This is a genomic window from Lysinibacillus sp. RU7 (assembly GCF_057837305.1).
The window spans coordinates 1-25,949 of record NZ_JBYQFK010000038.1 but is presented as its reverse complement, the minus strand read 5'-3'; the positions used below and the strand labels follow the sequence as shown (position 1 = coordinate 25,949).

Genomic DNA, 25,949 nt, shown 5'->3' with positions numbered 1-25,949 from the left:
ACCCTAATTTACAGTAAACAATTACTGCCTCTTAGTCGCTGTAACGTCGCGTATCACGAGTTCACTTACTACAATTCAATGAACTAGCTCCAGAGTGATTTTCTGTAAAAATTGCTTTTTGTTCGAGCTCCCACCATCCTCGAATCGCTTCACAGCAATTTAAACATACTGTCTCCATCGTAGCTGATTATGCATATAAACGTCTTTTGTGTATCAGTATATGAAACTGCTTGCGGCGCGTCAAGCTTTTCTGCTTAAATTGAACGTAAGTTCTCATCCTCTGTTTCATACTTTTCACGTGTTTGTATTGGAATCTCGGTCAATGTAACATCATATTCCAGTAAATTATCCCAATCATCTGCATTCAATAAATCCAGTTGTGCTTCTACTAGCATCTTAAAGCGGTTACGGAACACTTTAGACTGCTTTTTTAACTCATCAATTTCAATTGTCACTTTACGTGCTTTCGATAAAGCCTCATTCACGATACGATCTGCATTTTTCTCGGCTTCTTTCACAATGAGCTTTGCTTCCTTTTGGGAGTTGCGGCGTACCTCTTCCGCTGCTTCTTGTGCAATAATAATCGACTTTTGTAATGTCTCTTCTAAATTGTTATAGTGACCCATCTGTTCTGTCATTGTTTTAATTTTGTCTTCAAGCTCTTTTTTCTCACGTAAAACAATCTCGTAATCTTTAATAATCTGATCTAAAAATTCGTTTACCTCGTCCTCAGCATAGCCACGGAAGCCACGCGTAAACTCCTTATTATGTATATCTAAGGGGGATAATGGCATGTCGCTACTCTCCTTTGCACGTTACTATTTATTAAACATTATACTTTGTTAGCGTTTAATTGACATCATTTTTTCGTTTTTTTCTACAGATAGTCATAGTTTTTGCTCTAATCGACCTATTTGTAGGCGAATTTTATCTTTTTTTGTCCGCCCTTCTGTCATGATTACTTTTAAACGGCCAAAACCTCGTGCAGAAATAATATCGCCTTCTTGTAATTCAAATGCCACTTGCTCGCGAACGGTCCAATTGACTTTTACACGACCTGCTGTAATGAGACTTTGCGATTTTTGACGAGAAAGATTTAGTACAGTCGCAAGCACAACGTCAAGACGCATCGAAGAAACGGTACAAGAGATTTCTCCCCATTGTTCTTCTAGCTGTAAAAGCGACCTTGTTCCTACTTCCTCCATATGTACTTTCACTTTACCAATGCTTGATAAATTCGTACGTACATAATCCGCTACTTCCTTTGCCACTGCAAATTCTACCGTATTTTCAGCCACACGAATATCACCAAATTTGCCCCGTTCAACACCGAGTGACAGAAGTGCCCCTAACACATCGGGGTGTCTAATTTGTACAAATTTCGAAGGATAGCTCACTGAAAAGATTGTAAGATGATAATCATGTTCTTCTGGCACATAATAGGAAGGTGCGATTATCATCCGCATGCGCTCAGGTGCTTGAAATCCACCTTCCATAAAAACGGTGAAGTCATCTGACTGACCGATTACAGTACTCACGATAAAACGTTGCCGTGGGTCTAAAAAATCCGTTAAGCGCGGTGCATAACGATCTTCCACTTCGCGCTGCCAACCAACGACTTGTTCAATAAATGGCTGTTCATCTTTTCGAAAGTGCTGAATTAAATGCTCCATTTTCGTAACTCCTTGTTAAATAAAATCCCCTTACAATGCGAAACATTGTACGGGGAAAGACTTAAATAATGTAGCTAATAACATTTAATAAACCTTGTTGAATAAAGCGTAGTGCAAACAACGCAACAATTGGTGAAATATCAATCATGCCAATTGGCGGAATAAACTTTCGGAAAAAACCTAAGTACGGTTCACATACTGTTGCTAAAAAGCGACCTACAGCGGAGTCTTGCGCCGCTGGAATCCACGATAGCAAAATGTATGCAATCAGCATAAACGTGTAAATCGTAAATGCCTGCATAATAATATAATAAATCATCTAAATACCTCTCTAGCTTCTAAATTTCATCAATAATATAATTTGAAATTTCTCCTGATACTTCTACATTCTCTGGTGTACATAAGAAAATATCTGTCCCAATTCGTTGAATATCGCCACCTAATGCATATACTGTACCACTTAAAAAGTCAATAATACGTATCCCTTGATCACGCTCAATACGTTGTAGATTTACAATTGTCGCACGTTTATTTTTTAAATTTTCGGCAATATCTTGTGCTTCTGCGTAAACACGAGGCTCTACTAATACGACTTTGGCGCCCTTTGTTGTTGTTGCTGCATGGAGACTTACCACATTGTTTTGCGATGGAGCAGACACATGTGGTAACTGTTGTGGGACAACTTTGCGCTCTTTTTTAAATCGCGCATTAATAGCAGGAGGCACTTCAGATTGCTGTTGTTTTACATTCTTTTCAGTCACTTCATCATGTGTTACATGTTCTTCCTCATCTTCTAAGTAGAAGAAATTTTTTATAATGTTTTTCATACTCATCCACCGTCCCTTCTTTCATCATCCAACAAGAGCCGTGCCAATTCTTACAAAGGTTGCTCCTTCCTCTACAGCAATCTCGTAGTCATTTGACATTCCCATAGAAAGTTCTGTGCATGGAGCATATGGTAATTGTAAGGCAATAACTTCCTGTTGAAGTTTTTTTACTTCACGAAATACATTGCGAATGATGTGTTCATCTTCTGTATTTGGAGCCATTGTCATTAACCCGACGACTTCGATTTTTGTGTAAGCAGCTAGTTGTTGAATAAACGGAATGACCTCTTCCTTTGACAAGCCATGCTTCGATTCCTCACCTGAAACATTTGCTTGAACAAAGCATTTAACCGGCTGTTCAGCGCGTTTTTCAATCTCTTCCACTAAACTAATTCTGTCTAATGAATGTAAAAAATGAATATCGTTTATCACTTGTTTTACTTTCCGCGTTTGTAATGAGCCTATATAATGCCATTTTACACCAGATTTAATATGTTCAAGCTTTGTATGTAATCCTTCTGGGCGGTTTTCGCCTAGATGTACAAGACCTGCTGCAAGCGCTTCCTGCGTACGTGCTACATCTACTTCTTTTGTTACTGCTACGATATTTACTTGTTGCGATACATTTGCTCTATGTTGTGCATCTTCTATTTTTTTTTGAATACATTTTAAATTATTAATAATTTCGGTCACTTTTTTCCCAACTTTACAATATTAGTTTATATTATTGTATCAAGCTAAAGGTGATTTATCAATGAATAGGGCGACCTATACGGAAGCCGTTTTTACTAAAATCACATCCTTGCCTACTATGAGAATATCACTAATTGCTACTTTTTTTATACTATCTTCTTTGTGAAGAATTTGCGAAATCTTCCTCGGTTGTGCCACAAAAAAGTACTCAATATGACCACTTTTTTCATTCACTTCCGCATCCACAATATAACCAATAAAACGGCCACTCCCAGCCTCTATCATCTCTTTTTGTTGCACCGTTGAAAATCTTAACATAGCACTCCACCTTTTGTTTTTTTCTAAAGAATCTTTCCCCAATTGTGAAGAAAAGCGCACATGATGTGCGCTCTAGTCAACTTTATAGTCTTTCTGCATCAGTGCAATTGCACTTTTTTCTAAACGCGATATTTGCGCTTGTGATATGCCTAATGTTTTGGCAATTTCCGTTTGTGTTTCCCCGTAGTAGAAGCGTTTTGCGACGATGAGTTGTTGGCGTTCATCCAGCTTTTGCATACTATCTTTTACCGATACATAGGCAACCCACTGATCTTCTGACACATCGCCTTTTAACTGATCCAGCATGTACACCGGATCCGTGCCATCCGCGTAAATCGGTTCTTGTAAGGACATTGGGTCTTGTATCGCATCTAACGCATATAGTACATCTTCCTGTTTCATTTCAAGCATCTCTGCAATTTGCTGTAATGTTGGTTCATATGAATGCTCTAGTACAAATTGTTCCTTTGCTTGCATTGCTTTATACGCAATATCTCGTAATGAACGCGAGACTCTTAATGCATGATGATCACGTAAATGACGTCGAATTTCTCCGACAATCATTGGTACTGCATATGTGGAAAATCGCACATTATGTTTTAAATCAAAATGATCAATCGCTTTTAATAAACCAATACAGCCTACTTGGAACAAATCATCTGCTTGCTCGCCGCGATAAGAAAAACGACCCACAATACTTAATACCAAACGTAAATTGCACATAACGAGCTGTTCACGTACTTCCTCTTCACCAGCTTGCATACGTTCAAATAAAGCTTTCATTTCTTCATGTTTTAAAATAGGTAACGTCGATGTATCGACACCACATAGTTCTACTTTCATACGAACCATCTCTTTTCCTCCGAACCTTTTTATCGTTCAGTTTGTCCGTATGAGGTGAGACTATGCGTATCTACACCACGCCAATTTCAACCAATTTACGCAATCGGTTCATTTAAATATTCACGTAGGTCTAAAATAATCTTCTTCTCCAGGCGCGAAATATACGATTGTGATATGCCTAAATGATCCGCTACTTCCTTTTGTGTCATTTCTGTTTTACCATTTAAACCAAAACGGCATTCCATAATATATTTTTCGCGTGGGTTTAAACAATTAATCGCGTGGAACATATGCTGACGCTGTAGTTTTCGCTCTACATCATCTGAAATAATATGCTCTTCCGTGCCTAAAATATCCGATAACAACAACTCATTTCCATCTGCATCGGAATTCAGTGGTTCATCTAGCGACACTTCACTTTTCATACGACTCGTTTTTCTAAGATGCATTAAAATTTCGTTCTCGATACAACGTGAAGCATATGTGGCCAATTTTATATTTTTTTCTGTATTAAACGTTTCAATGGCTTTAATTAACCCAATTGAACCAATACTAATTAAATCTTCAATTGGCGTTGCTGTATTATCGAATCTTCTCGCAATATACACAACAAGACGTAAATTACGCTCAATTAATGTATCACGAGCACCTAAATCTCCATCCATAAATGCTTTGACAACGGTTAATTCTTCTTCTCGAGTTAATGGTACTGGCAATGCATCATGTCCTCCTATATAGTATGTTCCCTGACGTGAAATTTTCCGCCAAATGCGTAAAAAAAGTAAGCGTAGCTTTTGAAGCAATGAGTGTCCCCCTTTTTTATGTGATAGGAAGCATAGACACATGGAGAATAACATCTACTTGTCTTGGAAACTTAGCATCTTTTGCTGTAAAGACAATATAATGACCGTAAAATGTTTGCTCACCCATTGTAAGTGTCTCTAACCGAAAAGCGAGTGCGAGCGTATCACCTTGTACCGTTTGAATCGGTACTACACGCAATCGTTTCTGTACATCCTTCGAAAACATGTCAAGTTCATATGGCTGATCTTGTTTCCAACTTGTCAGCGCATGTACAAAATCTGTAGCTAATTGTTGCTTAATAGCTGGTAACGATACAAAATGAACAGGCATTGCACTAATTGGCTCAATACATGTATTTCCCGTATCAATAAACGCAGGTAGTGTAATAGAATTCCCTAAAAACTGCAATGTGCATGATGTATGGAATGTATTTTGTCGAAAAATCCACTGTAACCTATAGTGTCTAACAAGAAAAAAAAGAATAAGTGCAGCAAACGCAATCCACAAAACAAGCATGTTGTATTTACTGCTAGCATATGATTGAATAGCCGTTAAAAGACCTCCAACGACAAGCGTTGCGATAAATAATACAAAAGCCTGTCTAAACAACAATGTTTGTATAGGGAATGCAAGTACTAAGATAAAAAAACTTGTGAAAACACCGATTATGGAAGGGAATAACAGTATCCCTATTAAACTACTGAGCGCTGCCATAATCCATAATTTCGTCTTCGTTACCCGAACATTTGTAATCGTTTGTGTGAAGGAGAGCAACATATAATTATAAATTGTGTTTACAACAAGGAGCCATTCTCCAGCCATGCAAAAAAACCTCCTAGCCATACAGTACCACGAAGGAATTGAGCAATTTGTCAAAACAGTGAATGATTTTCTAGAAATTACTTTACAAAATCAGTAGTAATGTGACATTTTCAGACAAAATAAAAAGCCTACAAGCATAAAATCTTGTAGGCTAGTAAACTATTGATTACGATTACGACGATTACGTAAAAATGTCGGAATATCTAATTGATCATCTTGAGATGATACTTGGCGAACTGGTTCTTGTTGAACAGGTTCATGACGTACTTGTTGTACTGGTTGAACAGTAGCTGTACGTCCCCCAAGTCCAAGTGTTTGACGTGGCGATGACGAGCCAGCTGGAATAATATCGTCTGAAAAACCTGTAGCGATTACAGTTACGATAATTTCATCATTTAAGTTCTCATTGATAACAGAACCGAAAATCATGTTTACTTCTTCATCGGAAGCTGAGGCTACGATGTCTGCTGCTTCCTGTACTTCGTATAGCGATAAGTTCGAACCACCTGTAATATTCATAATAACGCCTTTAGCACCATCAATTGACGTTTCAAGCAATGGACTTGAAATAGCTTTTTTTGCTGCTTCTGTTGCACGGTTTTCTCCCGTTGCAATACCGATCCCCATTAAAGCAGAACCTTTATCAGACATGATTGTTTTCACATCAGCAAAGTCAAGGTTGATTAAACCAGGTGTTGCGATTAAATCTGAAATCCCTTGTACACCTTGTCGAAGTACGTTATCTGCTTCACGGAATGCTTCAAGCATCGGTGTTGATTTATCAACGATTTGTAATAACTTATCATTCGGAATGACAATTAACGTATCAACTGCTTCTTTTAAGTTAGAAATCCCACCAATCGCTTGCGTTTGGCGTTTACGCCCTTCAAATGTGAACGGACGAGTTACAACACCAACCGTTAACGCACCTAAATCACGTGAGATTTGAGCGATTACTGGCGCAGCACCTGTTCCAGTACCACCACCCATACCTGCCGTTACAAACACCATATCTGCACCGCGTAGTACTTCTTCTAATTGCTCACGACTCTCTTCTGCTGCTTTTTTCCCTACTTCAGGATTTGCACCCGCTCCGAGACCGCGTGTTAATTTACCACCAATTTGCAGTTTATATTGTGCTTTAGAATGCTCTAATGCTTGTGCATCTGTGTTTACCGCTATAAAATCGACACCTTGCACGCCATGTTCAATCATTCGGTTAACAGCGTTGTTTCCACCACCACCAACACCGATTACTTTAATGACCGCGCCTTGGTCATAACTTGTATCAAACTCTAACATTTTGTCTCCTCCTGCTCTATATCTTTATCGTCACTCGAAAAAGTTGTTAAAGAATTTTTTTGCTTTGTCAATAATAGTCGTTGTGGACTTGTGATTGACTTTTTTCTCAGTTGCATTAGATTGTTTTTTAGGAGGAGGTGATTGAGTGGGTCCAGAAACCGGTTGTATTTCTGAGCTCCTACCGTAAAATTCATCATCTGAATGCGCATAACGAATTAATCCTACCGCTGTTGTGAAACCAGGGTCACGCACACCGATATAATCTGGTGTATGTATACGCACACGAAGTTGCATCACTTGACGAGCGACTTGTCCTACACCTTCTAGCTGTGCTACACCTCCTGTTAATACAACCCCACCTGGTAAATCACGAACACCGAGTCGAGATAGCTCATCTAATACATACTCCAAAATTTCTTCAACACGAGCTCCGATAATTTCTGCAATGTAGCGTTGACTATATTGCTCTGTCGCACTTGTCCCATCTACTTGAACTTCAAATAATTGTTCATCTGATGCATCGTCAAAAAACGCATGACCATACTGTTTTTTTATGTTCTCTGCTTGTTCCGTTGATGTTTCTAGTACAATGGATAAATCCTTCGTAATTTGGTCGCCACCCATCCCTACTACTCCGGTATGTGTTAATAATCCATCTTCAAAGACAGCGATTGTTGTTGAACCACCACCTAAATCGATATAGGCAGTCCCTTGATTTTTTTCATCTTCTGTTAAAGCATAATAACCTGCCGCTAATGGTTGTAAATAAATTTCTCGCACTTTTAGACCGGCACGCTCTACACATCGCAGTACATTATGGAGCAATGTTCTCGATGTCATAATCATCGTGGCATCTACCTCTAAGCGTGTCCCAATCATACCTCGTGGGTCTTTAATTTCAGATAATAGATCGACTGTAAACCGTTTTGGAATTAAATTAACGATTTCTTTTTCTGGTGGTGTTACCATACTTTGCGCTGATTCCAGTACACGTGCCAAATCATCATCTGAGATTTCACGACCGTCTCCGTTTACAGCGACTACACCTTTGACTGATTGTAATACCGTTTGATTTGCTGGTACACCGAGTACGACTTCTTCAATCGTTAAACCAGTCATTCTTTCTGCTTGTTCAACTGCTTTTTTTATGGATTGTACTGTTGCATCTATATCTACAATTGCACCCCTACGAATGCCATTTGATTTTATTTGTCCGACGCCAATTACGTGTAATTGTCTATCACTCATTTCACCTATTAATACTTTAATAGAAGATGAACCAATATCTAGCGAAATATATATATCTTGATGATTCAACTCGCTGCACCTCCTTAAAATACTTCTACTTTTAATTCTATTGTAAAATCTGATTAATGTCTAAGTAAATCACTACTTGTAATCAAATTTTAACGTGATTTTGATGAATTTTCACGCTTTTTTATTCTGTATTCTTCCCATCTTGTAATTAAAATCCTACGAATGACTGCGATATTTTGAAACAGCCGTACGCCAAAGGCAAAAATCGCTGCTAAATACAAGTCTACTCCTATATGCACCCCTAAAAAGGCAAGCCCTGCCGCAAGCGCAATATTGAAGAAAAAACCTGAAATAAATACCTTATCGTCATATACTTGCTGCAGCTGTGCACGAATGCCACCAAACATTGTATCAAGCGCTGCAAGTACGGCAATGGATAAATAATTTTCATACACAGCAGGAATTTGAATATCGGTTAAGACGCCAAGTGCAATCCCTAAAATTAATCCTAGTAGTGGTAACCACATATTCTAATCCCCTTTATGTTCTGTTAAATAGGTGTTACGAATATCTATATCTGTTGCACGAACTGTCAGTGTAGCCTCTGGTTGCTCTACAGTTAGCATCATATTATCAATGAAAAATTCATCCATAAATGAAGATGCCATTAAGTGGTTATACAATTTTGCAGCTTCTTCTTCCGTTTCTGTAATCACAATCATCTCAACGTTCGTTTTGCCAATAGGTACGCTACCGATCGTTGTTTTTCCGTTAATATCACGAATAGCGGAAGAATGAATAACCCGTTGTCCATTTAATTCGATATAGTGTCCTTTATAACGATAAATATCATTCACAAGACGAATTAACAATGATGGTGAGATTTCGTTTATTTCATAACCAAATGCTATTAATTCAGGTGAAGGGGTAATGCTAATCGTTATTCCTGGACCTGTTACTTCTTTAAGGCCTGCCGCTTCTTGTAAATCTTCTACGGTCTGCGCTAAAATGGCCTCGGGATCACCTAGCTCTTTATCCTCATATTTACGAACGATACCCTGAGCTTGTCTAATGTTAGTCAACAACTCTGAATGCAACTTCTTTTCATCTGATAAGTCTTGACGAATTTCCCAAACATCTGTCGTTTCTTTTTTTTCAGGGCTTTGAACCGTATTGTATTGCACTGCAAGCATCAATCCGATAATGAAAGAAATAAGCGTAATATGAATATACATTTTCCTTGTCATCCAATACCTCCTAAGAATTCCCTTTCGCAATAGAAGGCATCAAGACTTGTTCTTTCTTTTCCACCGTTACAACGATATGATCGCTTAACAACTGGTCTACTACCCCACCTTCAATTTCAAGCGCCGCAGTCAATGTTTCTCGATTCCCGACTGCTTCCACAACAAACGGCGCTGGATACTGACTTCCATCAATCGTAATAACAGGTCCATTGCAACTGATGTACGAATTGGTTTTTAATCGGTGTCCATTAATCGCAATCGCTTCTGCACCAGAGATTTTCAATTCGTTAATGACAGAAAATATATGGCTTTCGTGTACAATATAATCATTCGGATTCGTCATGCCCGTATAGGCGTTGTCACGCAATGTAATAGCTATTCCTTCACCAACCGCAGGCAGTTCACCTAACAAAATACGTAATCGTTCAGCCTCTTCTACTAACGATTCGTATTGCCCTTCATTTGTTGCAAATTCTTTTTCATAGTTTCGGATTGTTTGAAGTAGTATATCTAATTCTTCTGCAAGCTCTTTATTGCGCTCTTGCTGTGCAATAAGTTCTTCTCGATATGTGTCACCTTGTTGCACATAAAGACTAGAAATCGAACTCGTCTGGCGATCATCTTTTGATAAATTATAGGAGTACCCTATGATAAAGCCGGTAATAATACAGACGACTAAAATCACAAAATATTTTCGATTCCAAAGTACATTCCTTTTATTGTGAGGATTGTTCTTCATCTTCCATCACATCCTGTTCTCCTACATCTTCTTCGAAGTTAATGGCTGTGTATTCCTCTGTATACGGTCGATAGTATGACCCTACTTCGATATCAATAATCCCCTTTTCAAATTGTTCTTCATTTTCAATTTGTGCAATAATAGACGGATAATAATTTAACTTACTTGCAAGTGATGTAATATCTGCTCGCACTTCATAACCATCATTCATAAATAATGTAATGGCGTAAGGATCTGAAGCAGAAGAAGTCGCATTAATTTGCGAAATGAGTGCGAGCACTTCCGGTTTTAGCTTGGCTAATTCTTTTAATAGTCGCTTACGCAAATCCTCATCATTAAACGCCAAGAAAATGGGGGCATCAATGGGCAATAATTCATTTGCTTCTTCATATAAAACACCATTTTCGAGCATTGGATAAAATGTATTATCTTTCGCTAAATAGGCTACTTTTTTCCATTCTTCAATTTCAATGACGACAGTTGTTAGCCATTTCCGTTGTACACTTACTTTTTTCACCCAATCAAGCGCTTCCATTTTAGCTTCGATTTCCTTACCATCAATCCCCCACATGGAGTCTCCTACTTTTATTTCAGACAATTCCTCATAATATGTACGATCTACTAGTGTATGTCCTGAAATATCAATTTTTTTCACTTCGCTATAGGGCGATTGAAAATACAAAAGCAGGAGCAAAAGGAAGAGGAAAATAGTCGTTAATACTATAAATTTAAAGTTCGTTCTTTTTCGCCGCTTTTGCCGAAATGTTGGTATGCGATCTTCCAAATCAATTACTTTTTCCATGATGCTCCTCTCTCTCCTTCTGTCGTAGCTCCAAATAAGTAGATAATTCCAACTGTAAGCCATAAAATCATCAATGATGTACCACCATAACTAATGAATGGTAGTGTGACCCCTGTAACAGGTAGCAGTCCAATGACTACCCCTATATTTAAGGCTGCCTGTACAGCGATCATTGAAACAAGTGCACTAATGATATAAAAATGGCGTACATAGATGGCATGAGTAGCTAATTTATACCCACTATATAAAAAGCACGCAAAAATACATACAATACAAAGTCCACCTATGAAACCCGTTTCTTCTAACAAAATTGAAAAAATGAAATCGTTTTGCGGCTCTGGTAAATATAAGTATTTTTGTCTACTTTTTAAAAAACCATGTCCGAATAATCCAGCAGGTCCAATAGCCAGTAACGATTGGACTGCCTGAAATCCACTCCCTAAAGAATCTTGCCACGGATCTAAAAAGGATTGAATGCGGGCAAGTCGGTATGGTGCAGACAAAATTAACGCAACAAGTCCGGTTATGCCTAGCATAATGCACAGTGCATAAAACTTGATTGGATAATTTGCAATAAAGAATAGGATAAATGCGGCTACAATTAAAATAAAGGCTGACCCAAAATCCGGTTGGATCATAATCAGAGCAATCGGTAATAGCAAAACGATAAAATGTTTTAGCTTAATAATGCGTTCGCCACGTTTCCACTTCGCAAGAACGATACTTAAATATACGAGTGTTGTAATTTTGACAAATTCAGCTGGCTGGAATGTCAATGGTCCAATCCCTAGCCAGCTTCGTGAGCCATTTCGCCATACACCAATTCCAGGAATAAGTACAGCGATTAATAAAACAATGGAGAGTGCATATAAAAGAAACCACCATTTTTCATCCAATAACCACTTGCTACGACTCACAATCGTAAAACATACAAGGGCTAATGCAAAATACGTTATCTGCTTCACGTAAAATGGTAAATCATCCGCATAATGCACTTCACTCCAATAAGCACTCGCTGAATAAATAAAGACTATACCAATTAAAGTCAGTAACAGCGCACTTCCTACAAACAAACGTCTATATAAAATCAGCGAAAAAATCCTTTCCTACCGTATTAAGTTAACTTCATCACACAATCGATAAATACGTCTCCGCGAATCTCAAAACTATCATATTGATCCCAACTCGCGCAGGCAGGTGATAATAAAATAACGTCCCCTTCTGCTGAAAGATTGGCTGCGTAGACAACGGCATCCTCTACATTTGTTGCTGCAACTGTTTCTTTCACACCGCAAGATTTCGCGAATTCGATAAAGCGTAAGCCCGTTTCACCAAATGCTACAACCGCCTTTACGTTCCCCATTGATTCTCGTAACTCTTCAAATGAGTGACCACGATCTAATCCACCTGCAAGCAGTATCGTCGGTTTGTTAAATGCGTCTAATGCGCTCTTTGTTGCCAAACAGTTTGTTGCTTTCGAATCGTTGTAAATTTTACGCCCTTTCCAATCACGTACAAATTGAGAGCGATGACGAACACCAGCAAATGTTGCCAGTACTTCTTTAATTGCTTCTATCTCACAACCATGTAGTAAACAAGCTGCTACCGCACATAAAATATTTTCCAAATTATGCTTCCCAGGCAATGCAATTTCATCACGGTTTAAAATCGGATGCCCGTTCCAATAAATGACTTGCCCATCTGCACTAATTCCTTCTTCCGCACGGCCACTTGTTGTAAATGGTATTTTCTGTGCGTCTGATTTCGCCGCATATTGGCGCACCACTTCTTGGTCATTATTGAAGATAAAGAAATCTTCCGCCGTTTGATTACACGTTACACCAAACTTTGCATTCGCATATTCTTCAAACGTACCATGATAATCTAGATGCGCATCGTACAGATTCGTTAAAATCGCAATACGTGGCTTGAATGTACGTGTCCCCATTAGTTGGAATGACGAAAGCTCTGTGACGATGACATTGTCTGATGTTGCCTCCTTCGCTACACCACAGGCAACCGTTCCAATATTCCCTGCGATTAACGGATGTAGCTTCCCTTTTTCAAGCATCTCAAAGATTAATGTCGTCGTTGTCGTTTTTCCATTCGTACCTGTAATCCCAATAAACGGTGCTTCACTTACTAAATATGCGAGCTCCATCTCTGTAATTACTGGTAACTCACGACAAATCGCATCGGCAATAATCGGGTTACTATATGGAATACCCGGATTTTTGACAACGAGTTCAAACCCTTCATCTAGTAAATCCTCTGGGTGACGCCCACAAATAACCGTAATCCCTTTTGTTAAAAGTCCTTGTGCTTCAGGATTTGCATCAAATGGTTTAGCATCATTTACTGTTACAAATGCGCCTAACTCATGTAAAAGCTCCGCTGCTGCAACGCCACTTTTCGCTAAACCAAGTACTAATACTTTTTTATGTTGTAATGCTGTATATTCCTTCATCATAACGCCTCCGATAAGACTGCAATTAATGCCATAATAAGCCCTGTTGACCAAAATACGATTACAACTTTCCATTCAGACCATCCTGATAATTCAAAATGGTGATGAATGGGACTCATTTTAAAAATTCGCTTTTTACGAAGTTTAAAACTGCCTACCTGCAATATCACGGAAAGTGTTTCGATGACAAACACTAATCCAATCAGCAGCAATAACAACTCTTGGTTTACTAATACCGAAATCATCGCTAATGCGCCACCTAATGCAAGGGAGCCTGTATCGCCCATAAACACTTTTGCTGGGTTCGCATTAAAAACTAAAAATCCGAGTAATGCACCTGTCACGGCAAATGAAAATAGCGCAATATCGGTTTGCTCGTTAAATAACGCAATTACACCAAATGCTGCAAAAGCAATGGATGCTGTTCCTGCAACGAGCCCGTCTAGCCCATCGGTTAAGTTAACTGCATTTGAGAAACCAACAAGCCAGAAGATTAAGAAGGCAATATACAATGACCCGAGTTCAAACTGGAACTCCGTAAATGGGATCACAATGGCTGTATCCAATGTACCTAAACGTAATAACAAGAATGCTGCAATCGCAATGGCAATTTGCCCGATTAATTTTTGTAATGACGTAAGTCCTAAATTTCGCTTAAAAATCACTTTAATTCCGTCATCTAAAAATCCTATTAGCCCAAACCCTACAAAAACAAGCAGTAAAACAACGGTGTGTGTTGTAAGTACATTAAATAAAAGCCCACAAGCAATCGTCGTTGTAATGATGGACAGTAGAAAAATGATGCCCCCCATCGTTGGCGTTCCCGCTTTTTTCATATGCGATTGTGGGCCTTCTTCCCGAATGCTTTGACCAAACTTTAGGCGCCGTAACATCGGAATACCAATCGGTGCTAAAATAACGGTCAAAATAAAAGATGTGGCTAAAATGGTCGCCGTTGTTGCCAAATTCATAAGAAATCTCCTTTAAATATCCTATTAAATGTGTAAACATCCTTCACTATAATAGTTGTTTTACCGCTATTTTGAAAGGACTAATTCGATAAATATAAGTGAATAATCCCGTCTTGTTTAACTAGTTCACCTGCTTCTGGTAATTGTTCAATGACTTCGTTTCCTTCACCATGCCATTCAATCTTGTAAACATATTGCTGTTCAATAATTTCCTCCATTGTTTGCCCCGTAAAATCGGGTACACGCTCCGTTAGCTCATCACCCCAGACATATTTTTTAGGTAATTGATTTTCTGCATCGGCACTTTCAATTTGCAAAATCGATGCAGCTTCTTCAATGATTTGCCCTACAATTGGTGCTGCAATCACGCTACCGAATTGTAAATGCGATTTTGGTGAATCAACGGCTACATAGACTAAAATCTCCGGATTATCTACTGGCGCAAATCCAATAAATGACACAATATAATCACCGTCTTTATAACGACCATTTTCAACCTTTTGTGCCGTACCTGTTTTGCCTCCAACACGTAAGCCATCCCGATATGCCTGTCTACCTGAGCCATTTGCTACAACAGATTCAAGCGCTTCACGTACGATTTTCGACGTCTCCTCACTCACTACTTTCCCTTTAGCAGTCGGCTTGTTTTCCAGCAATACATCTCCGCTTGAATCTAGTATTCTCGAGACAATATATGGCGTATACAACGTCCCACCATTAATGGCAGCGGCTACTGCTTGTACTTGCTGAATTGGCGTGACCGAAACACCTTGACCAAATGATGTGGTTGCACTTTCAACAGGACCAAATCCTTCTTTTGAAAATAAAATACCACTTGCTTCTCCGGCAATATTAGAACCAGTTTGTTTACCAAAACCAAATTTATGAATATACTCCAGTAACTTATCTGATCCAATTCGCTGTCCCATTTCAATAAATCCTGGGTTACATGAATTTTCTACTACTTCTAAAAATGTTTGATGACCATGTCCTTCCCGTTTCCAACAACGCAGACGTGTATCTTCGACTATTGTAAAACCTCGGTCATAAAAGGTATCCTTTTTTAGGTCCACAACCTTTTCCTCGACCGCAGCACTTAGTGTAATAATTTTAAATGTGGAACCAGGCTCATATGTCATAAATACTGGTAAGTTGCGATTATAAATGGACTTATCTACTTCTTGATAAGCAGTCGGATCATACGTCGGATAAGAAGCAATCGCTAAAATTTCGCCTGTATTCGGATTCATCGCTAAGGCAAGTGCTTGATCGGCATTGTATTGCTCCATCGCTTGTGATAATTCTCGTTCCACAACTTGCTGCAATTGCACATCAACGGTTAATTCAACGGTTGCGCCGCCGTCTCCTTGTCTCCATTCATCTTGCGTTTGAGGCATGGCATTTCCTTTTGCATCTGTAAATAGCCGAATTGCTGAAGGATCGCCGGTTAACACACGATTATACTGATATTCAATACCTGCTAACCCTTGTGCATCATATCCCGTAAAGCCGAGCAGTCGTGACAATAGCGTACCGTACGGATAATGCCTAACATAATCTACACCACTATAAAGCCCATCAATTTGCATTTTTTGAATTTCCTCAGCTTGTTCCGTTGTGATATTTTTTCCTTCAGGTGCAAGCTTCGTTAAATAAGCCCTTTTGGATAGTTTTTCAAGCAATGCCTTTTCATCTGTATTTAGGACTCCTGCCAGTTGCTTAGCAACCAGCTCGATGTCTGGATTTTGGGCATTCATAAAATACAGTGTCGGTGCAAGCTTATTTGTCACAATTACTTCTCCGTTACGATCTGTAATCTCACCGCGTTCTTCCTGGAATGGAATCTCCCTATCCCAGTTCGCTTTAGCCAGTTCTGTCAGTTCCTCATGTTGTATAATTTGTACATAAAAAAGCCTTGCTAGTACTGCAAACCCATACAACAACAAACAAATAATAATGATTTTTAAACGCCCTCTCGTTTGTTTAAAAATCCATTTCATTCCACAACACGCTCCGTTTTTAATAACAACCTATGTTATAAACGAAGCGTGTATTCAAACTATACGGTCATTAATCACTTCAACGTAGTACTAATCTTGTGGTAACGGCTCTTCCTCTTCGGGTAATTCTTGAACCGTATAACTATCTTCTGGTGTTCGTAGTTTTACGACAATCGGCGAAGAATCTACGATAATCGTATTAGCAGAAGCACTTTGATTATACACATAGCCTTCACCAACAATTTCAATTGGTACATTCGACATCGCTTTATAGACAAGCACATTGCGTAGTGACCAACCAGTAAAGGATGGTAACGTGACCGCACCTTCTGTTTTTAAGAAGACAATACTACCTTTTAACAACGGTGTATCTGCCTTTGGATATTGGTCAATAACCGTCCCACCTTCACCAATAATAATCGGCATTAAACCGGCATTACTTAACTGAAGTTGTAGTGCCTCTGCATTTTGCTCTATCGCGTTTGGCACTGCTACCATTTGTGCTTCGACTGTATTATCAGGGTTAATATTTAAATATTTTAAGCTATTTTCCATCACAGAGTTAAATACTTGTGAAACAGGCTCCGCTCCCGATATAGAGTTACTCATCTGGGGACGTTTCACCGCTACATACATAATGAGTTGTGGATCATCAGCTGGTACCATCCCTAAAAATGAATAAATATATTGATGGTTCCCCCAGTAGTATCCTGTACCCTGTTCTTTTGGGATTTGGGCCGTTCCCGTCTTTCCTGCTACTTCATAGCCTTCAATGGCATAACGCTTTGCTGTACCATCTTCTGATGTAACCGTTGAGGCTAAAACTTCCCGTACCTGCTTTGCTGTCTCCGCGGAAATCGGTTCCCCTTTCACTACAGGTTCTTGATTATATGTGACTTTACCTGTATTCGAATCAACAATTTTATCAATGACATACGGCTGCATCATTTTTCCGTCATTCGCGATTGCTGTCATCGCTTGAATCAATTGAATCGGGGTTACAGTTGAACCTTGCCCAAAAGTTGTTGTGACGCGGTCAATCGGGTTTTTCGTTAAAATGGTACCTGTCGCTTCGTTTGGCAAGTTAATGCCTGTCTTCTGACCAAATCCAAAACGATTGACATACTCTAAATACGTCTCACTGCCCATAATTTTCAACATATGTGCCATCGCTGTATTAGAAGAGTGTTGGAAGCCTTTTAAATACGTTATATTTCCCCATCCTTGCCCGTTATTGTGGTCACGAATGGTTTGATCGTAAAGAGTATATTTACCTGATTGATAGGTTGCATTTGGATGCCAATTACCTGAGTCCACGGCTGCTGCTAGCGTAAATATTTTCATCGTGGACCCGGGCTCTAATACTTCTTCTACCACATCATTTAACCAGTTTGTGTCAAGCCCTATACGTGTATCTGGATCAAACGTTGGCCGCTCCGACATCGCTAATATTTCACCTGTTTTCGGATTGGCTACTACTGCTACCATCGATTCAGGATTATATTGTTCGTCCACCCGATTCATCGCGTCTTCCACAAAGTTTTGAATTGTCTTATCCAGCGTTAAATAAACATCACTACCATCTTTTGCTGGTTGGACTGTCTTTTCACTATTGGCTAGTAAATAACCAAAAATATCACTATCATACACGATTTTACCGTCTTCACCGGTCAATTCTTCGTTATACGTTTTCTCAAGCCCCATTCGACCGACTGTTTTAAAAGTACCATCTTTTTGCTCCTCTTTTGCTGCATAACCAATTAAATGGGCTGCAAAGGAACCATTTGGATAATACCGTTTTTTTTCACTCACAAAAATAATACCAGGCAAACCATGCTCTTCAATCGCCTCTTTGACGTCATGGCTAATGTTTCGTCCAGCTGAACCAAATTCCACTTGATACGGTGGTGGATCGCCATCTTTCGTTAATTGTGCATATATTTTCTCTTCATCCCAACCACTAACATTAAGATATTGAGACAAAACCTGTGCTGTTTCACGGGCATCCACTACATGGCGTGGTTGTTTAGGATTAGTAGTGGCCTTTTTACTCACGACAGCAATTAGCCGATAGCTCATCGTATCTTCCGCAATGACATTATCATTCCGATCTAAAATCCGTCCACGTTCCGCCGTTAATACGGTTTCACGTGCATATTTATTTGCCGCCTCGGCTTGTAAATTATGTCCCAGTACTTCGCCAGTTGATTGAATATAAAAGAAACGACCAAACAATAGGAAAAAGAGCCCTCCGTATATACAAAACATTAGAAAGGCTCCTAATTGAAAGCGAAACTTAAGCTTTTTCATTCCCCTGACACAACCTTTACATTTTTCCCATTCAATGTTAAGCCGAGCTCTTTCGCTTTTTCCCAAATGCGTTCATGAGTTGATCTTTCACTTACTTGTACTTTTAACTCTACATTTTGCTTTGTGACTTGTTGAATTTCCGATTCAAGCTTTTGTATTTCTATCGTCGTTGTTTGAATCTGTCCCTGCTTATGCAAAATAGATACGGCGAACAATGCCACCACAATAACAAAAGTTATGTATAGCACTTTTTCTTTCCCTGTAATCAATGACGGTTTATCAGCTTTTTTCTGCTTTTGAGGCGACGATTGCTGCTGTGGCTGTTCCGGCATTGACGGTTGTTGAATATAAGTTTGTTGTCTAACTCGAACTGCCATTTAGTCACGTCCTTTATCGTTTATTTTTTCAGCAATTCTTAACTTCGCTGAGCGTGAACGATTATTTGCTATTAACTCCTCTTCTGATGGTAAAATCGGCTTTCGCGTTATTAATTTCAATGTTGGTTTCATATGATCTGGAATAATCGGTAAACCTGGTGGGAGCTCTGGTAATGAAGACGCTTCCTTAAAAATCGTTTTACATAAACGATCTTCTAAAGAGTGGAATGTAATGACACTAATGCGTCCCCCCACTTTTAATAATTCAATTGCGTCGATTAGCGACTCTTCCGCTACTCCTAACTCATCATTTACTGCAATACGAATCGCTTGGAAAATACGCTTTGCAGGATGCCCGCCTTTTCTCCGTGCTGCTGCTGGAATCCCTTCTTTTATGAGCTCCACTAATTGCCCTGTCGTTTCGATCGGCGCTTTCTTTCGTGCCTCTTCGATTTTACGCGCTACTTGCTTAGAAAACTTCTCCTCTCCATAACGGAAGAAGATACGAACTAAATCCTCATAAGCCCATTCATTCACAACATGAGCTGCCGTTAACTCCGCAGTTTGATCCATACGCATATCAAGTGGCGCATCATGATGATAACTAAACCCTCGTTCTGGTGTGTCAAGTTGTGGTGATGATACACCAAGATCATATAAAACGCCGTCTATTTTATGAATATTCAGCTTATACAATTCATCTTTCAAATAGCGGAAATTTGAATGTACAAAAGTTACACGATCCAAATAGTCAGCTAAGCGAATTTGTGCATTTTCAATCGCCGTCGTATCTTGATCAAAACAAATAAGGCGACCTTGTGGTGATAACTGTTTTACTAAATACTCACTATGCCCTGCACCACCTAGTGTACAATCAACATAGATACCATCGGGATTGATGTCCAACCCATCAACAGTTTCCTTTAATAACACGGTTGTATGATCGAACATAAAAACTTACTCCTTTGGGCTTCATTAAAAATCAAAGCCTACCATATTTTCTGCAATTTCATTAAAGGATTCCTCAGATTCCTCAAAGTATTGTTCCCAAGCCTCTTTAGCCCAAATTTCAATACGCGTCGCCACTCCAATAATGACACATTCCTTTGTAATATTCGCATGTGAAAGAAGTGTTGTCGGGATATTAATACGACCTTGCTTGTCTATTTCTACTTCAGTTGCTCCTGAAAAGAAGAAACGTGTAAAGGCACGTGTATCTTTTTTTGTCATCGGAAGTCCTTTTAATTTTTCTTCGAGCTTTCGCCATTCATCCATAGGGTAGCCAAAAAGACAGTTATCAAGTCCGCGCGTAATGACAAAAGTGTCAACTAACAGCTCACGAAATTTCGCGGGAACAATTAAACGTCCTTTCATATCAACCGAATGTTGATATTCTCCCATGAACATACTACTCACCCCTACTTTAGTTAATAATGTACCACATCCCCCCACTTTCTACCACTAAATTCCCGTCTTTCCCTCGCCATTACAGGGATTCGGGAGTTTAGACCTTATTTCCTTTTACCCAAAATACTAAAATGGTCATAAAAAAAAGTTACCTCATTTTCGAGATAACTGTTTTTTATTAACATATTACTACATAATGTTCAGGACCTATATTGAGTGGTAATTTCATTAAATCTTCTACAAATGTCGGACCATACTGATTCATTAACTGATAAGGATTAAATATTCGCTCTTGCCAGCTATCATGTGGAAAAATTTCAGCATTCATTATATTGAATTGGCGAATCGCTACACTATGCTTCTGCAATGTTTGCTCTGAGATTTTATTTTTTAAATAAGCAAATTGTTGAATATGATACGCTTTATTCTTTTCAATCGTTTGATCAAGATGTAATTCATTATTAGCTAACTGAGTATATACTAACTTATATTGCTCAAGTAGCACCTCTTGCATCTCTTCCACTTGCGCAATGACTTGCTCATCTTGCACACTGGCAATAAATTGCTCTTTTGCTTTAGTCGCTTTCCCCGCTACAACGTCTTCAAACGTTAGTTGATGTAAATCGAGTAGCGGTTGAACTTTACGTGTCACAACCGAAATGTTTAAGCGCGGTGCAAAAATAGGCATTTCAAGATTTAATGTGCTAAATGCTCGTCCTAAAGTTGCCCAATAAGCCAATTCACCAGGACCACCCACAAACGCCAAAACAGGGAATACCATCTCTTGCATTAACGGTCTTGTTACGACATTATTGCTTAGCTTTTCTGGGGAATGTTTCGCTATGTGTACCAGCTCTTCTTTTGTCAATTTCAGCTGTGCTAAAGCATTAACAAAATACCCATCTTTTCTTTCTAGTAAAAAACGCTCACCGTCTTTTATATAAAATAAATTCGCATTTTGACTAGTTGCCTCAATCGGCTTCCCATAGCCCGCCGCTTGCAGTGCTTGCTCTTGCGCTACTACAACTTGCGCAATTTCTTCGTTATGTTCAATTAAGCGCGCAAAATAATCACTTTCTAATTCACGCAACGGCTCATATGCTGCATCAATCATTAACAGCCCGTATGCTGCAAATAAACGATTCATTAATGTCGTAAAGAAATCTGTAAATGTTTGGCTCAAACGACTCGCTTCCAATACTTCATGAAGTAGCGCCTCTGTATATGCTGTTTCACCATAATCTTCAAAAACAGTTTTAATCAACTGCTCCATCGCCTCATGATCGATTGTCGTTGTTGATGCCATCGTTTTTTTATTGGAACGTTTACTGTACCCACGCTTTTTAAGCGCTCCCTCTACAGCGGTAAATGTATGATTAATCTCTTCTAAATCATGGTCTTCTCCAGCAATCCAAAAAACCGGTACAACTGGTAGATTCAATGCTTGCCGTTGTTCATTTGCCAACAAAATAACCGTTATCGCTTTATAAACTGAGTATAAAGGCCCTGTGAATACACCTGCTTGTTGCCCACCAACAATGGCAAGCGCTCCTTCTTCCAGCTCCTGCAAATGTTTTTCTGCTTGTTTTGATACACCAAAGGGTTCCATATAAGAACGAATTACTTGTACTAAAGCCTCTCGTTTATAGGACTGTTTATGTATCGTATTTACACGTTTCGCAAACGAATCTTTTTCAAATGGATACGCAAAAAATGAATGAATGTTAGCTTCCTGATTCCAATAATCCGCTAACACCTCATTGTTCACTGGTAATGAAATTTGCTCCAGCTTCATGAAATAAACGCCTCTACTTTCTAACTCAACTATGCATGATTTGCATCGTCTAACGGTTCAGTTTACTATGCTAGTATATTTTTACTTTATATATATGTATTATTGTATATGTTTTACCTGCTCGCGAAAACATTTTTGCCTTACGGTGCCGCTAGATATTCCATAATATTTACTGAAAGACCAATGACCCAAGCCCCTAAATACATCGCACTTAATAGTATAAAATAAACACGCCATATCTTTTTTAATAAGATTGGCACGTCAATTTCTTTTTTCGTTCGCCAATCGATATATGTAAAACTAATTGCAATCAGCAATGCAACAATAACAATCGACAAAAACAAAGATTTCTCCCAAATGCTATAAAAAGCGAGCGGAACAGAGAAAAACAAAATAAACGTTGTGACATCTGCAGCAAATCCGACCGCATATATTTTTTTTATACGCATCTTCCTACAAATGATAAATGTTAGTATTAACGCTACGAGCGGGCAAATGAGAATAATACCACCTACCGCTTCAATAAATATTTTCACATGTTATCACCACACTCCACCTGTTCTAATGCCTTAATCGTTTGATACAACGTATATAACGTTGGAATCCGTTGTTGATTTCGTGCTGCTTTCGCTAAAATCGCCCCTACAATCGTATCAACCTCTGTTTTGCGCCCCGCTAGTCTATCAGCTAGCATGGAAGAAGTATTCGTAGCTGTTTTTTCACACAAACCTTTTACACGATCAAACGGAAATTGCGACTGAACGCTTGGAAATGCCGTCATCAATTCCTCATATAGTATTTCAAGCAACGAATAGGCATGCGCATTTGTGAGTAATTCCCCATTTTTCACTTTTAATATAGCGGTTAATGGATTAATAAAGCAATTGAGGAGTGCTTTTTCTAATAACATTTTTTCCGCATCCATTTCATGCTGAATAGGCAATAACGCTCCTTGTAGCCTATCGACATAAGCGAATTTTTCAACGGCTCCGCGCGCTACCGCTACCTTTAAAACACCTATCCCTTTATGCATCACCGTATAATCATTTTCTCGTTGCGCACCAAATTGAGCGCTACCAAATGCGATATGTAAATGCGGCAAGTGTAACGCTTCTTCGAAATGCGCTAAACCATTTTGAAGAAATAACAAAGGAACTGTTGTCGGCAATCGCGTGAGGAGTGGATAAACCTGAGCAAGTGCATCATATTTCGTGGCAATAATAACAAGCTCCGGACTTTTAGCCATTTGTGTCGTGGCTCCTATCGAAAACCTTTTCTGCTCACCCGCCGTACCTTTTCGAACTAACCCATATGTACACAATGCTTCACATTGTTCACTACGCTGAGAGACGACCTCCACGTGTATGTCTTTTTCCAAAAAGAAGCTGGCCATCAGCAAACCAACCGCACCGCCTCCGATAATTTGAACTGTCACCTACTCCCCCACCTTAAACTCATTAGTTTCATACTGAATATCATACTATAGTAAGTTAAATAACAGTATTGTACAATTTTTCCGACCATACATGTTCTTTTATCCCTCATTAACAGGAAATAGTTTATCTGTACCGAAAGCGAAGGGATTCCCACCTCAAGGCTTAAGAAAATCAAGAAAGGGAGGTGGGGTGCCCGTTAACGAGAAATAAAAGTAGCGCTCACATCTGTTGAAATCGCTACTTTTCTCACTTATAAAAAAGACCTCTTCATCATTATAAGGGATAATTCCTTAACTTTCGAGATATGTGATTGCTGTTCATTATTGTCCAACTTCTTTATTTAAAAAACTAGTCCCTTGATGTAACCATTTTAACATTTTATCATACTCAGCCTGTAATTCACGATATTTTAAATCAAGCGTATTATACGCTTCTGTTAGTTCTTCAAAATTTGTTAGCGCTAGTTTCAAGTGGCTACGCATCATTTGTTTAGGACGTTTACGGACATTATCTAACACATGTCCATATTGTAACCTAAGCGTCTTATTCCATCTGAAACCACAAGCCTGCTTTGTACGCCCGAGCACTTCTGCAGCACGCGAAAATGCTTCTAATTGTGTCTTGCCATTTTGGACATAACCAATCACAATTTCTGCTAGTTTTTCATCATCCACTGCCGTCCATTGGTCTTTACGTCTTTTTTCTCCCAACTTGTTCACCTCGCATTTTTTACTACTATATGCATCGGGTAAAAAATTAGAATAAAAAAATGAATTGCCTCTTCTTTTTAGAGACAATCCATCTAGTGCATTATTTTTTCGATTTCGTTAGGAAGCTATTAACCGCCTCGTGATGCGCTTCACTCTCCCATAACTTTGCACATGTACGCACTTCCTCCATAATACGACCGTACATATTGCGTTCACGCCATTTACGAAGCTCAATTTCTTTATAAGCTTGATGGACAGATGGGTGAATTTTACTCATATGTTCGATAAAATCAGCAAGCGCCTCTTCCTTCGTTCCTTCAAAGTAAACACGCATTGCCCAGCCGATTTCATATAATGTTTGCGCATCATATGGCTTAGCATCCACTAACATTTTTAATGCACGGTCATGGCGTAATCCACGTTCAAATAAATACGTACCGCCACCCCAACCAGAGGTAATCGCCAAAGTCCCTTGAATAAATCCAGCTTTCGCATGAGAAGCCATTAAACGGAAATCACAAGCTGTGGCAATTTCACAACCACCACCAACTGCTGTACCATTAATTAACGCTACTGTTGGCACTGGTAATGTAGCTAATTCATATAAAATATTTGCCATTTTACTTAACATACCAAATGCTTGCTCTTCTGTTTCTAATTCATGAAATACAGATAAATCCCCACCGGAACAAAACGATTTATCGCCAGCACCTGTTATAACTAAAAAACGTACATCATTATGTTCTTTTACATATGTAATGACCTCTTTTAAGCCATCCATTACTTCATCATTAACTGCATTCCGCTTTTCTTCACGATCAATGGTAAATATTAAAATCCCATCGTTTTTTTCAATTAAATACGCCACTTCTGTCATCCCCCTTACAATCTTTGCGCTAGTAAACGTTCTTTAATGGTAGCCTAATTTGTACATATTTGACAACACAGCTATGCGAATATTCGCTAAATTTGTTATAAAAAAAGAAAGCTCTGCGATATTTTATTAAAATACAGGACTTCTCTCGCCCTCCATTTACGTTCCCAATCGTTACGCCAATATGTACTAAAATTATGGTCCTTTGTCAATTGTTGGGGTAGCTTTTGAGAGAACGATAGAATTTGAGTATCCGATAAACCTTTCCTGCCATC

At 38.9% G+C, this 25,949-nt stretch carries 28 protein-coding genes and 1 other annotated feature (1 of these 29 running past the window's edge); all 28 genes read right to left on the bottom strand.

Annotation, left to right across the window (positions count from 1 at the left end):
* Positions 1-190: a binding site (T-box leader), on the bottom strand; it reaches 33 nt to the left of the window's first position.
* A 64-nt stretch (positions 191-254) separates the two neighbouring features.
* Positions 255-794, bottom strand: coding sequence for a DivIVA domain-containing protein (locus tag AC3II9_RS19970; protein ID WP_489158287.1), 540 nt, complete (start codon positions 792-794; stop codon positions 255-257).
* A gap of 93 nt (positions 795-887) precedes the next feature.
* Positions 888-1,673, bottom strand: coding sequence for a YlmH family RNA-binding protein (locus AC3II9_RS19965; RefSeq protein ID WP_489158286.1), 786 nt, complete (start codon positions 1,671-1,673; stop codon positions 888-890).
* Positions 1,674-1,734: 61 nt separating this feature from the next.
* The gene (locus AC3II9_RS19960) at positions 1,735-1,992 is read right to left on the bottom strand and encodes a YggT family protein (RefSeq protein WP_391366343.1); all 258 of its coding nucleotides are present in this window, start codon (positions 1,990-1,992) and stop codon (positions 1,735-1,737) included.
* A gap of 19 nt (positions 1,993-2,011) precedes the next feature.
* Positions 2,012-2,506, bottom strand: coding sequence for a cell division protein SepF (locus tag AC3II9_RS19955; protein ID WP_489158284.1), 495 nt, complete (start codon positions 2,504-2,506; stop codon positions 2,012-2,014).
* Positions 2,507-2,524: 18 nt separating this feature from the next.
* Positions 2,525-3,193, bottom strand: coding sequence for a YggS family pyridoxal phosphate-dependent enzyme (locus tag AC3II9_RS19950; protein WP_489158282.1), 669 nt, complete (start codon positions 3,191-3,193; stop codon positions 2,525-2,527).
* A 75-nt stretch (positions 3,194-3,268) separates the two neighbouring features.
* Positions 3,269-3,511, bottom strand: coding sequence for a PRC-barrel domain-containing protein (locus AC3II9_RS19945; RefSeq protein ID WP_391366340.1), 243 nt, complete (start codon positions 3,509-3,511; stop codon positions 3,269-3,271).
* Positions 3,512-3,583: 72 nt separating this feature from the next.
* A complete protein-coding gene (gene sigG, locus AC3II9_RS19940) occupies positions 3,584-4,363 on the bottom strand; it encodes an RNA polymerase sporulation sigma factor SigG (protein WP_489158281.1) in 780 nt (259 codons plus the stop codon).
* An 86-nt stretch (positions 4,364-4,449) separates the two neighbouring features.
* On the bottom strand, positions 4,450-5,157 hold the full coding sequence (gene sigE, locus AC3II9_RS19935) for an RNA polymerase sporulation sigma factor SigE (protein WP_391366338.1): 708 nt from the start codon (positions 5,155-5,157) through the stop codon (positions 4,450-4,452).
* 16 nt (positions 5,158-5,173) lie between these two features.
* Positions 5,174-5,980 (bottom strand): sigma-E processing peptidase SpoIIGA, encoded by an 807-nt coding sequence (locus tag AC3II9_RS19930; RefSeq protein WP_489158279.1) that lies wholly within the window; start codon positions 5,978-5,980, stop codon positions 5,174-5,176.
* 159 nt (positions 5,981-6,139) lie between these two features.
* Positions 6,140-7,282, bottom strand: coding sequence for a cell division protein FtsZ (gene ftsZ / locus AC3II9_RS19925; RefSeq protein ID WP_489158278.1), 1,143 nt, complete (start codon positions 7,280-7,282; stop codon positions 6,140-6,142).
* Between the two features lie 30 nt (positions 7,283-7,312).
* On the bottom strand, positions 7,313-8,599 hold the full coding sequence (gene ftsA / locus AC3II9_RS19920) for a cell division protein FtsA (protein WP_489158276.1): 1,287 nt from the start codon (positions 8,597-8,599) through the stop codon (positions 7,313-7,315).
* 89 nt (positions 8,600-8,688) lie between these two features.
* Positions 8,689-9,066: a small basic family protein gene (locus tag AC3II9_RS19915; RefSeq protein ID WP_489158274.1), complete on the bottom strand. Its 378-nt coding sequence runs from the start codon at positions 9,064-9,066 to the stop codon at positions 8,689-8,691.
* A gap of 3 nt (positions 9,067-9,069) precedes the next feature.
* The gene (locus AC3II9_RS19910) at positions 9,070-9,786 is read right to left on the bottom strand and encodes a DUF881 domain-containing protein (protein ID WP_489158272.1); all 717 of its coding nucleotides are present in this window, start codon (positions 9,784-9,786) and stop codon (positions 9,070-9,072) included.
* Positions 9,787-9,796: 10 nt separating this feature from the next.
* Positions 9,797-10,525, bottom strand: a complete 729-nt coding sequence (locus AC3II9_RS19905; RefSeq protein ID WP_489158270.1) for a DUF881 domain-containing protein — start codon at positions 10,523-10,525, stop codon at positions 9,797-9,799.
* Positions 10,503-11,327, bottom strand: a complete 825-nt coding sequence (locus AC3II9_RS19900) for a cell division protein FtsQ/DivIB (RefSeq protein ID WP_489158268.1) — start codon at positions 11,325-11,327, stop codon at positions 10,503-10,505. The genes AC3II9_RS19905 and AC3II9_RS19900 overlap by 23 nt, the downstream gene beginning before the upstream one ends.
* Entirely contained in the window at positions 11,315-12,400 is a 1,086-nt protein-coding gene (locus AC3II9_RS19895; protein WP_489158266.1) for an FtsW/RodA/SpoVE family cell cycle protein, read from the bottom strand. The genes AC3II9_RS19900 and AC3II9_RS19895 overlap by 13 nt, the downstream gene beginning before the upstream one ends.
* Before the next feature lie 41 nt (positions 12,401-12,441).
* Complete coding sequence (gene murD / locus AC3II9_RS19890) at positions 12,442-13,794, bottom strand: UDP-N-acetylmuramoyl-L-alanine--D-glutamate ligase (RefSeq protein ID WP_489158264.1); 1,353 nt, start codon at positions 13,792-13,794, stop codon at positions 12,442-12,444.
* Positions 13,794-14,765 (bottom strand): phospho-N-acetylmuramoyl-pentapeptide-transferase, encoded by a 972-nt coding sequence (gene mraY / locus AC3II9_RS19885; RefSeq protein ID WP_489158263.1) that lies wholly within the window; start codon positions 14,763-14,765, stop codon positions 13,794-13,796. Before mraY ends, murD begins: the two co-directional genes overlap by 1 nt.
* 80 nt (positions 14,766-14,845) lie before the next feature.
* Positions 14,846-16,765 (bottom strand): penicillin-binding transpeptidase domain-containing protein, encoded by a 1,920-nt coding sequence (locus AC3II9_RS19880; protein WP_489158261.1) that lies wholly within the window; start codon positions 16,763-16,765, stop codon positions 14,846-14,848.
* Positions 16,766-16,855: 90 nt separating this feature from the next.
* Positions 16,856-19,075 (bottom strand): penicillin-binding protein, encoded by a 2,220-nt coding sequence (locus AC3II9_RS19875; protein WP_489158259.1) that lies wholly within the window; start codon positions 19,073-19,075, stop codon positions 16,856-16,858.
* Positions 19,072-19,452: a cell division protein FtsL gene (gene ftsL, locus AC3II9_RS19870; RefSeq protein WP_489158257.1), complete on the bottom strand. Its 381-nt coding sequence runs from the start codon at positions 19,450-19,452 to the stop codon at positions 19,072-19,074. Before ftsL ends, AC3II9_RS19875 begins: the two co-directional genes overlap by 4 nt.
* Positions 19,453-20,403, bottom strand: a complete 951-nt coding sequence (gene rsmH, locus AC3II9_RS19865) for a 16S rRNA (cytosine(1402)-N(4))-methyltransferase RsmH (RefSeq protein ID WP_489158256.1) — start codon at positions 20,401-20,403, stop codon at positions 19,453-19,455.
* Positions 20,404-20,427: 24 nt separating this feature from the next.
* Entirely contained in the window at positions 20,428-20,859 is a 432-nt protein-coding gene (gene mraZ / locus AC3II9_RS19860; protein WP_391366323.1) for a division/cell wall cluster transcriptional repressor MraZ, read from the bottom strand.
* Positions 20,860-21,037: 178 nt separating this feature from the next.
* Complete coding sequence (bshC, locus tag AC3II9_RS19855; protein ID WP_489158255.1) at positions 21,038-22,654, bottom strand: bacillithiol biosynthesis cysteine-adding enzyme BshC; 1,617 nt, start codon at positions 22,652-22,654, stop codon at positions 21,038-21,040.
* Positions 22,655-22,794: 140 nt separating this feature from the next.
* Complete coding sequence (locus tag AC3II9_RS19850) at positions 22,795-23,190, bottom strand: DUF3397 domain-containing protein (RefSeq protein WP_391366321.1); 396 nt, start codon at positions 23,188-23,190, stop codon at positions 22,795-22,797.
* Positions 23,187-24,089: a ketopantoate reductase family protein gene (locus AC3II9_RS19845; protein WP_489158253.1), complete on the bottom strand. Its 903-nt coding sequence runs from the start codon at positions 24,087-24,089 to the stop codon at positions 23,187-23,189. Before AC3II9_RS19845 ends, AC3II9_RS19850 begins: the two co-directional genes overlap by 4 nt.
* Positions 24,090-24,410: 321 nt before the next feature.
* Positions 24,411-24,800 carry a transcriptional regulator gene (locus AC3II9_RS19840; RefSeq protein ID WP_391366319.1) on the bottom strand — a complete coding sequence of 130 codons (390 nt, stop codon included), beginning with the start codon at positions 24,798-24,800 and terminating at the stop codon, positions 24,411-24,413.
* A 100-nt stretch (positions 24,801-24,900) separates the two neighbouring features.
* The gene (locus AC3II9_RS19835) at positions 24,901-25,677 is read right to left on the bottom strand and encodes an enoyl-CoA hydratase/isomerase family protein (RefSeq protein WP_489158251.1); all 777 of its coding nucleotides are present in this window, start codon (positions 25,675-25,677) and stop codon (positions 24,901-24,903) included.
* Positions 25,678-25,949: the final 272 nt, after the last annotated feature.